General features: G+C 66.1%; 8 protein-coding genes, 1 tRNA gene and 1 pseudogene. 3 read left to right on the top strand and 7 right to left on the bottom strand.

Going from position 1 to position 8,773, the window contains the following annotated elements:
• Window positions 1–183: 183 nt before the first annotated feature.
• From ACWDXS_RS33790 to ACWDXS_RS33760, 7 genes and pseudogenes are all read right to left on the bottom strand, one after another.
• Window positions 184–879 carry an ABC transporter ATP-binding protein gene (locus ACWDXS_RS33790; protein WP_378995800.1) on the bottom strand — a complete coding sequence of 232 codons (696 nt, stop codon included), beginning with the start codon at window positions 877–879 and terminating at the stop codon, window positions 184–186.
• A 141-nt stretch (window positions 880–1,020) separates the two neighbouring features.
• Window positions 1,021–1,926, bottom strand: a pseudogene (locus tag ACWDXS_RS33785) (ABC transporter ATP-binding protein); the annotation flags it as partial.
• Between the two features lie 41 nt (window positions 1,927–1,967).
• A complete protein-coding gene (locus tag ACWDXS_RS33780) occupies window positions 1,968–3,392 on the bottom strand; it encodes a branched-chain amino acid ABC transporter permease (RefSeq protein WP_378995649.1) in 1,425 nt (474 codons plus the stop codon).
• Window positions 3,389–4,426, bottom strand: a complete 1,038-nt coding sequence (locus ACWDXS_RS33775; RefSeq protein WP_378995651.1) for a branched-chain amino acid ABC transporter permease — start codon at window positions 4,424–4,426, stop codon at window positions 3,389–3,391. The genes ACWDXS_RS33780 and ACWDXS_RS33775 overlap by 4 nt, the downstream gene beginning before the upstream one ends.
• A gap of 72 nt (window positions 4,427–4,498) precedes the next feature.
• On the bottom strand, window positions 4,499–5,656 hold the full coding sequence (locus ACWDXS_RS33770; protein WP_378995653.1) for a branched-chain amino acid ABC transporter substrate-binding protein: 1,158 nt from the start codon (window positions 5,654–5,656) through the stop codon (window positions 4,499–4,501).
• 272 nt (window positions 5,657–5,928) lie between these two features.
• On the bottom strand, window positions 5,929–6,540 hold the full coding sequence (locus ACWDXS_RS33765) for an ANTAR domain-containing response regulator (RefSeq protein WP_056824610.1): 612 nt from the start codon (window positions 6,538–6,540) through the stop codon (window positions 5,929–5,931).
• A 165-nt stretch (window positions 6,541–6,705) separates the two neighbouring features.
• A tRNA-Leu gene (locus ACWDXS_RS33760) sits at window positions 6,706–6,792 on the bottom strand.
• 112 nt (window positions 6,793–6,904) lie between these two features.
• Here ACWDXS_RS33760 and ACWDXS_RS33755 point away from each other — a divergent pair.
• The 3 genes from ACWDXS_RS33755 (at window position 6,905) to ACWDXS_RS33745 (ending at window position 8,741) form a co-directional block, all read left to right on the top strand.
• Window positions 6,905–7,414 carry a monooxygenase family protein gene (locus tag ACWDXS_RS33755; RefSeq protein WP_449972106.1) on the top strand — a complete coding sequence of 170 codons (510 nt, stop codon included), beginning with the start codon at window positions 6,905–6,907 and terminating at the stop codon, window positions 7,412–7,414.
• A gap of 185 nt (window positions 7,415–7,599) precedes the next feature.
• Window positions 7,600–8,223 carry an arsenate reductase/protein-tyrosine-phosphatase family protein gene (locus ACWDXS_RS33750; RefSeq protein ID WP_378995659.1) on the top strand — a complete coding sequence of 208 codons (624 nt, stop codon included), beginning with the start codon at window positions 7,600–7,602 and terminating at the stop codon, window positions 8,221–8,223.
• Window positions 8,224–8,357: 134 nt separating this feature from the next.
• Complete coding sequence (locus tag ACWDXS_RS33745; RefSeq protein WP_449972102.1) at window positions 8,358–8,741, top strand: hypothetical protein; 384 nt, start codon at window positions 8,358–8,360, stop codon at window positions 8,739–8,741.
• Window positions 8,742–8,773: the final 32 nt, after the last annotated feature.

Genomic DNA, 8,773 nt, shown 5'->3' with positions numbered 1-8,773 from the left:
CCGGGGCGTAGGCGACGAAGGAGCAAGCCCCGGTGGCTAACCGGCGGCCCCTCAGGGCCGCGACTCGAGCGCGCCAGCGCTCCAACAAACACAGCGTCGAACCACCTGGGACAACCGAACGCAGGTAACCCTCGCACCCGCGACTCCCCGCCGCATCGTCGAGAGTCCCCGCGCCGCCGGCAATTAGTCGACGCCCAGGTAGGCCGACATGACCGCAGGGTCGGTGAGCAATCCCGCACCCGGACCGGACTTGGTGACCTCGCCGGTTTCCAGGATGTAGGCGCGATCACTGCGGGTCAGGGCCTGTTGGGCGTTCTGTTCCACGAGCAGCACCGTGGTGCCCTGGCGGTTGATCTCGCTGATGATCCGGAAGATCTGCTGGATCACCATGGGAGCCAGACCCATCGAGGGTTCGTCGAGCAGCAGCAGCTTCGGCCGGGCCATGAGGGCGCGGCCGATCGCGAGCATCTGCTGTTCGCCGCCCGACATCGTGCCGCCGACCTGCTTGCGACGTTCGGCCAGGCGGGGGAACAGTTCGAAGACCCAGTCCAGAGTCTGTTGATACTCGGTCTTCTTCTCGAAAGGCCTGCCGTAGCAACCCATGTCGAGGTTCTCCGCGACCGTCATGCCCGGGAAGACACCGCGGCCCTCCGGCGCCTGGATGAGACCCTCGACCACCCGATCGTGCGCTTTCATGGTGGTGATGTCTTTGCCCTGGAACAGGATTCGGCCCGAGGTGAGCGGCAGCAGGCCCGACATCGCCCGCATGGTGGTGGTCTTGCCCGCGCCGTTGGCGCCGAGCAGAGTCACCAGTTCACCCTGGGCGACCGACAGCGAAATACCGTGCAGCGCTTGGATCCGGCCGTAGTTCACGACCATGTCCTGGACCTCGAGCAGCGGCGCCTCGGTCTCGACCACGGCCTCCGGCTCGTCCCGCGAGCGCACCACCACGGCGTCCGCCACCGGCGTCGCCCCCTCCTCCGCGGCGGCGACCGATCCCTCGCGCACTTCCTCGATCGTGTCCGCGTCGGGCACGCCGAGGTAGGCCGCGATCACCGCCGGGTCCTCACGCACCTGGGTGGGCAGGCCGTCGGCGATCTTGCGCCCGAACTCCAGGACCACGATCCGGTCGGTCACGCCCATCACCAGGCGCATGTCGTGCTCGATGAGCAGCACGGTGTAGCCGTCGTCGCGGATCTTGCGGATCAGGTCCATCAGCGCCGACTTCTCGCTGGGATTGAAACCGGCAGCCGGCTCGTCGAGACACAGCAGCTTGGGCTCGGTGGCCAGCGCCCGCGCGATCTCTAGCCTGCGCTGATCGCCGTAGGACAGGTTGCGGGCCTTCTCCACCGCGCGTGGCGCGATGCCGACGAACTCGAGCAGCGCCATGCCGCGTTCGATGGCATCACGCTCCTCGCGCCGGAACTTCGGCGTGCGGAACACCGCGCCGGGCACCGAGGTGGTGTGGCGCGCGTCGGTGCCGACGACCACGTTCTCCAGCGCCGTCATCTCGCCGAACAGCCGCACGTTCTGGAATGTGCGCGCGATACCCATCCGGGTGATCTCGTTGCGCTTGGTCTTGGCCAGCGGCCGACCGTCGAAGTGCACGCTGCCCGACGCGGGCTTGTAGACGCCGGTGATGGCGTTGAAGCAGGTGGTCTTGCCCGCGCCGTTGGGGCCGATCAGGCCGAGGATCTCGCCGCGGCGGATCTCGAAACTGACCCCGTCCAACGCGGTCAGACCGCCGAATTTGACGGTCAGACCGTCGGTACGCAGCAGGGGCTCGCCCACCGCGGTCTCGATCTCGCGATGCGGCGCGACCACCTCGGCGACGGTCTCGGCATCGGCGAGCTCGGGCAGCACCGCGGTGACGTCGACCTCGCCGGTCGGCTCGACCTCGGGCGGCGGCTGGTAGCCGGCCTTCATGTCTTCGTTGTCGTACAGCGCGTCTCCCGCGCCCGGCCCCGTCATCGCCCTGCTCCGATCGATTCGGCCGCCGGCTTGCGCACGACCGCCTGGTACACCTGTCTGCCGTAGGCGAGCAGTTTCTGCCGCACCGGGAACAGACCCTGTGGCCGCAGAATCATCATCACCACGAGCGCGATGCCGAAGTAGAGGTACTTCAGGTCACCGAGGTTCTGGGCGCCGCCCGGACGGAACAGCAACACACTGCCGAACAGCAGCAGGCCGAGGATCACCGCGACGATCGCCACGCCGATCACCGTCCGCCGGACCCACGCGGCCAGCGCGTCCTTCTTCCACCGCCACAGCAACCACAGCCCGATCAGCAGCGCGACATCGAGGCCGAGCAGCAGGTAACCGGTCGACTCGCTGGACACCAGCTGCACCGACTGCAACCGCATCGGCAGGTAGGCGATGAGGAACGCGCCGACGATCACGCCGAGCTTGTTGCCCGAACCACCCAGCACCACCGCGCACAGGAACAACATCGACAAGATGATGTCGAACTGTTTGGGGTTGACGTAGGTGACCTGACCGGCGTACATCGCGCCGGACAGACCGCCGACCGAGGCGCCGATCACGAACGCCCACAGCTTGAACTTGAAGGTCGGCACACCCATGATCTCGGCGGCGTCCTCGTCTTCGCGGATGGCGACCCAGGAACGCCCGACCCGGCTGCGCTCGAGGTTGCCGATGATCAGCAGCACCACGATCACGAAGGCCATGCCGAGCCAGAACCACCAGGTGCCGTTGCTGGCCCGCTGGAAGGGATTCCAGCTGCTGGTGTCGCCGAGGTTGCCCGGGGAGAAGAAACCACCGGGGTGCGCCTCGGATTCGCCGACCGTGGGGTAAGCGATCTTGGACAGCCCGAGGCTGCCGTTGGTCAGATCGCCCAGGTTGTCGGCCATCAGCCGGACGATCTCACCGAAGCCCAGCGTCACGATCGCGAGGTAGTCACCGCGCAGCCGCAGGGTCGGCGCGCCGAGGATCAGGCCCGCGAGCGCGGTCAGCGCGATCGCGATCGGCAGGCAGGCCACCCACGCCCAGCCGGGTTGCAGCCAGCCGCCGTCGGTTTGGTTCCACGGACTGTTCGGACTGGTCAGCAGGCCGACCGTGTAGGCGCCGACGGCATAGAAGCCGACATAACCCAGGTCGAGCAGACCGGCCTGGCCGACCACCACGTTCAGGCCGATGGCGATCAGCGCGTACATGGCGAACTGCGCCATCACACCGCCGAAGCTCACGCCCGGAGTGTCGAGCAGCGGGGGCGGGAACAGCGGCATCAGCGCCAGCAAGGCGATGATCGGCACGCCAACGGCCCACTGGGCCGGACGCGAGAGCCCGTCCCACCAGACCCGGATCGCATCGCCGATGCCGCGTCGATCCTGCTGTGCGACAGGCGCTTTCGGGGTTTTCGTCAGGTCTGTCATGCGCGTGCCCTCCCCAGGCTCTCGCCGAGGATGCCGGTCGGCCGGAACATCAGCACGGTCACCAGCAGCACGAACGCGACCACGTCACGCCATTCGGTGCCGAACAGGATCTGCCCGTACTGCTCGGCGATGCCGAGGATCAACCCGCCGAGCAGCGCGCCGCGCAGGTTGCCGATGCCACCGAGCACCGCGGCGCTGAACGCCTTGATACCGAGGATGAAACCGCCGGAGAAGATGATGCCGGTGGGGATGTAGAGCGTGTACAACATCGCGGCCGCGCCTGCCAGCAGACCGCCGATGAGGAACGTCAGCACGATGACCCGCTCACGCGAGACACCCATCAGGGTGGCGGTGTCGGGGTCCTGGGCGACCGCGCGGATGGCGCGGCCGAATTTGGTTCTGTTGATGACGATTTCGGTGGTGATCGCGAGCACGACGGCCGCGGCGATGATCACCAGCGCCACATTGGTGACCTGCGCGCCGAGGAAGCTGAACTGCACCTTCGGCTCCACGAGCCGGATACCGGTCTGGGCGTTGGAGCCGCCGAGCCCCGGCTTGATCTTGGGCAGGATGTAGTGCACGAATTCCTGGATCACGAACGACATACCGATCGCGGTGATCAGGAACGCCAGCGGTTTCGCGCCGCGCCTGCGCAGCGGCCGGTAGGCGACTCGTTCGAGCCCCACCGCCGCGATGCCCGAGACGAGCATGCCGAACAGCATCGCCAAGCCCAGGTACAGCACTGTCAGCAGGACACCCTGGGAATACACGTTGCCGCTGGGCGCGAAGCCGAGCAGTTCCAGTCCCACGTAGGTGCCGAACATGCCGAGCATGAAGATCTCGGAGTGGGCGAAGTTGATCAGTCGGAGCACGCCGTAGACCAGCGTGTAGCCGACAGCGACCAGGGCGTAGATCGAGCCATAGGTGAGGCCGTCCACGGTCAATCGCCAGAACTGGTCGATCACCCCGGAGACGTTGAAATCGATGGACCCTTCGGCCAACAGGGTCACACCGAGCGAAGCCGCTGATGTCATGGTTACTCTCGCGTCAGGCGAGCGGTGCGCGTGGCATCACTGCCACGCGCACCGCTGCACACATCATCTGAACTACTTGACCTGGTACATCCAGATCTGGATGTTGGCCAGCTCGCCGGTCTCGCCCCACTTGTACTGGCGGGCGACGCCGGTGCCGTTGTAGTTACGGACGTAGTCGACCAGCTCGGCGCGGGTGACCTTGCCGGCATCGATTCCCTTGAGCAGGATCGTGGTCAGGTCATAGCCCTCGACGGAGTAGACGCCGGGCGCCTGGCCGTTGAGCGCCTTGTAATCGGCGGAGAACTTCTCCGGCGCGGGGCTGCACGGGCACGACAGCAGCGCGTCCTTGGACGAGGAACCGGCCTGCCGGACGAACTCGGGATCGTTGGTGCCGTCGGCGGAAACGAAGGCCGCGGTCACGCCACCGGAACGCAGCTGCTGCACGAACGGTGCCGCCTCGGCGTAGTAACCGGCGTAGAAGATGGCGTCGGGCTTGGCCGCGGACAGCTTCGAGACCGCTGCCGAGAAGTCCTTGTCACCTTCCTTGACGCTCGTGGCGCAGGAGGCGTCGGCCGCGGGACCCGCGGCGGTGATGAAGGCCTTCGCCAGGCCGGCACCGTAATCGGTGTTGTCCTGCACGACGCAGATCTTCTTGAAGCCCTTCTCACCGGTCAGGTAGTTGGCCACGGCCGGACCCTGCGAGTCGTCGTTGCCGAGGCCGCGGAAGAAGGTCTTCCAGCCGTTCTGGGTGAGCGTGGGGTTGGTGGCCGACGCCGTCAGCGTGGGCATGCCCGCCTCGCTGAGGATCTGGCCGGTCGCCTTGGTCTCACCCGAGAAGGTCGGGCCGACCAGGGCCACGATGTTCGGATCGGCGACGATCGTCGGAACCACCTGGCTGGCGATCTGCGGCTTGCCCTCGGTGTCGAACTGCTTCACCGAGACCTGACAGTCCGGATTGGCCTTGTTGTGCTGGTCGAGCGCCAGCTTCACGCCCATGATGATGTTGATGCCGAGGGCGGCATTGCCGCCGGTCAGCGGGCCCGCCATGCCGAGGGTCAGGGGCGCGCACTTGGCCTTGCCGTCGCCTGCGGGGTCCGCGGCCGCACCGGCGTCGGTCGTCGCGACGGCCTTACCCTGGGTATCGAGCTGAACAACCGACTGGATGGAGAGATCGGTGTTGCCGCCACCGCCGCCATCCGACGACTTGTCACTGCATCCGGACAACACCAACGACGCGGCAGCTCCGATTACCAGAACTCCCCGCGTCGACCGACTGCGCCATGTCGAACTGAGCACGTCTCACCTCTATGTCCTGTGCTCCCCGGGTTCACCGAGGGGGCCGACCACGTTCAGCCCGCAGAGAACATATCGCCGCTTTGTTAGATCCGCATCACATTCGCATCATGTCGGAGGTCGGTTGTCCAGCAATAGTTCACATTATTGTTTCGCTTACGTAAACATTTTCTGCTTTCGGCCCACGCGGCGGTAAGAGCCGAACCGCGTCACTGCGGGGTGAGGTTCTCCAGCACGACTTCGGCGACCGCCTTCATCGTCGTGCGGCGATCCATCGCCGTGCGCTGAATCCATTTGAACGCCTGCGGCTCCGAGAGCCCCTGGGTCTGCATGAGCACACCCTTGGCCCGCTCGACCAGTTTGCGCGTCTCCAAACGGTCCGAGAGATTCGCGACTTCGGTTTCCAGCGCCGTGATTTCGTGAAAACGACTGGCCGCCAGTTCGATCGCGGGGACCAGGTCGGATTTGGTGAACGGCTTCACGAGATAGGCCATCGCACCCGCGTCCCGCGCCCGCTCCACCAGATCGCGCTGACTGAACGCGGTCAGGATCACCACGGGCGCAACACGTTTCGACGCGATCTCGGCGGCCGCGTCGATACCGTCACGGCGCGGCATCTTCACGTCCATGATGACCAGATCGGGGCGCAGTTCCTCGGCGAGCTCCACAGCCTGCTGTCCGTCGCCCGCTTCGCCGACGACGTCGTAGCCCTCTTCCTTGAGCATCTCGACGAGATCCATCCGGATCAAGGCCTCATCCTCGGCGACGACGACCCGCTTGGCCGCGGCCTCACGCGTGGCGCCGGCTGCATTCGTGCTCATAGGTTCGACCCCTCTGGATTCCGATGCCTGTCGATCACACCACGACTGGCGATGTAAAGAGTACCTTTTGCTTCCGCGCAGAGAATGCGCCTGCGATGAGATCGCGCACACCCTGCGCCGGATACTCCCCCGCGGAGCGCGGCTACGTACGCCGCGCTTCCGCCGTGGTGCCGAGTGTGGGACTCGAACCCACACGTCCTTCCGGACAACGGTTTTTGAGACCGTCGCGTCTGCCAGTTCCGCCAACCCGGCGCACCGCGGTCACTATAGCGTCTCGGCGCGCCGGGAAGCGAACCGCCGGTCGAACCGGACGTCCACCTGCCCCGTAGTACCTCGAAAGAGCACCTTGGAAGGGGCTGCGATCATGCGCGTGCACAGAACTACGGTCGACCTGAATGCCTACCCCGACCTGGTGATGATCCTGCTCGGCATGCGTGTCCGCACCCCGCGCGGGATGCTGCGGCTGCTCGGCGTCGGCCCGAAGTTGTATCGCTCACATGCCGACCGGCCCGACGGTTTGCTGCTGCACGAGGACATCGTGTGGTCGATGTTTCCACCGCATTGGGGCGCCCGGCAGTACTGGCGCGATCTGGATTCGCTCGAGCGCTGGACGCGATCGGAACCGCACCGGCAGTGGTGGGGCGAATTCCTGCGCGATTCCGGCGGCACCGGCTTCTGGCACGAGGCCTACTTCTGCCGTGGCGGCATCGACGCGGTCTACGACGACATGTCGACCTCGACGGGGCTGGCGGCGTTCGCGCCGGTCGTCCCCGCGCGCGGGCCGATGTTCTCCACCAGGGGCCGCGTGCACGGCACTCCACCGGCCGTGCCGCCGGTCATTTCCGAATCGAATTATTATGACCGAAAAGAGTGACAACCGACACATATCACCGCGAGGTTTCTTCCCCCTATCTCGCGGGTATCACGGTCACACACAACAGATTTGCGCATCGTGAATGATGTACGGCGTTCAACCGAAAGGTGAATAAGTAGTACCGCGCTTGTGATGGTTACAATTCCGGCCTACTCCGTGACAATCGACCCGATTACGGTGTCGGTATGCACGTGCTCTTCGTCTGCAACTCCAATGTCTGCCGGTCGGTGATCGCCGAACGGCTCACCCGGGCGTTCGCGACGGAGCACGCTCTACCCGGCCTCACCGCGGAGAGCGCGGGCACCAGGGCCCTGGTCGGCTTTCCGCCCGATCCGATGGCCGCCGAGACCATCCAGGGCCTCGGCGGGGACACCGCCGGCTTCAAGGCCCGAAAGCTCAAGCCCGAGATGGTCGATCGCGCCGATCTGGTGCTGACGATGACCGATTCCTTACGCGACCAGGTCGGCGAGCTGGCCTTCGGCACCGCCCCGCGCACCTTCACCCTCGCCGAGGCCCATCGCATCGCCAAGGTCACCGGTGCGAAATCCATTGCCGCACTGCACCACGCGCGCAACAACCTGGCCTATGTGGGCCGCGAGAACATCGCCGACCCGATCGGCCTCTCGCCCGCGGCGTTCCTCGAGGTCGGCGATCGAATCGCCGAATTGCTGTTTCCCGTGCTGGGCGCGCTCGCCCCCCACGAGCAGACGAAACGCGCCGGCGACACCGATCGGCCCGGCCTGGTGATAGCTCCCAGTGGACCCGGCGCCCCACTGTCGGCCTTTCTCGCCGCGCAACGCAGACGCTGAGCTAGGGCTGTTCGCCACGGCGCGCAGGGATTAGACTTCGGCGCGGACGTGGGTGGTTACCCCTTGCAGGTTCGACACACGACGGGACTACAGACTTGCCGAAACGCATTTCGGATGTTTCGCTCCATGTGTATGTGACGCCGGAGATCCTCGACCGCATCGTCGCCAGTGTCCGGACGGTTCTCGACGACCACGTGCACGAGCGTGACGTCTACGCATGGCGGTTCACCATGCCCGTCGACGCGAGCGACCCGGTGCATCACGAACTCGAATCACAGTGGCGCGGTAGCTATCCCGGCCTCGAGCCGAGCACGGAGAGCACCTACGAGATCGCGCTGAGCCTGGTCGGCGATCCGGCCGATCTCACCGACGCCGACATCGCCGACCTCGAGCGTGGGCTGGCGCTGGCCGTGTACGGAGCGGCCCCACCGCATCACGCGCACGGTGTGCCCTTCACCTTGCGCGCCCATCAGCGCACCGACGTGGTCGCACCCGAGCTCGACCACGAACTGCGTTGAGCTCTCCGACCGGATGACCTCAGCGGGGCCAC

It is taken from the genome of Nocardia sp. NPDC003183, assembly GCF_053590715.1.
The sequence above is the reverse complement of the archived record's forward strand: the minus strand, read 5'-3'. Positions and strand labels throughout refer to the sequence as shown.

Coding starts and splice junctions, on each gene's coding strand:
- ACWDXS_RS33765 (WP_056824610.1), bottom strand. CDS start 6,540: ATGAGCACGAATGCAGCCGGCGCCACGCGTGAGGCCGCGGCCAAGCGG.
- ACWDXS_RS33755 (WP_449972106.1), top strand. CDS start 6,905: ATGCGCGTGCACAGAACTACGGTCGACCTGAATGCCTACCCCGACCTG.
- ACWDXS_RS33775 (WP_378995651.1), bottom strand. CDS start 4,426: ATGACATCAGCGGCTTCGCTCGGTGTGACCCTGTTGGCCGAAGGGTCC.
- ACWDXS_RS33750 (WP_378995659.1), top strand. CDS start 7,600: ATGCACGTGCTCTTCGTCTGCAACTCCAATGTCTGCCGGTCGGTGATC.
- ACWDXS_RS33780 (WP_378995649.1), bottom strand. CDS start 3,392: ATGACAGACCTGACGAAAACCCCGAAAGCGCCTGTCGCACAGCAGGAT.
- ACWDXS_RS33790 (WP_378995800.1), bottom strand. CDS start 879: ATGGTCGTGAACTACGGCCGGATCCAAGCGCTGCACGGTATTTCGCTG.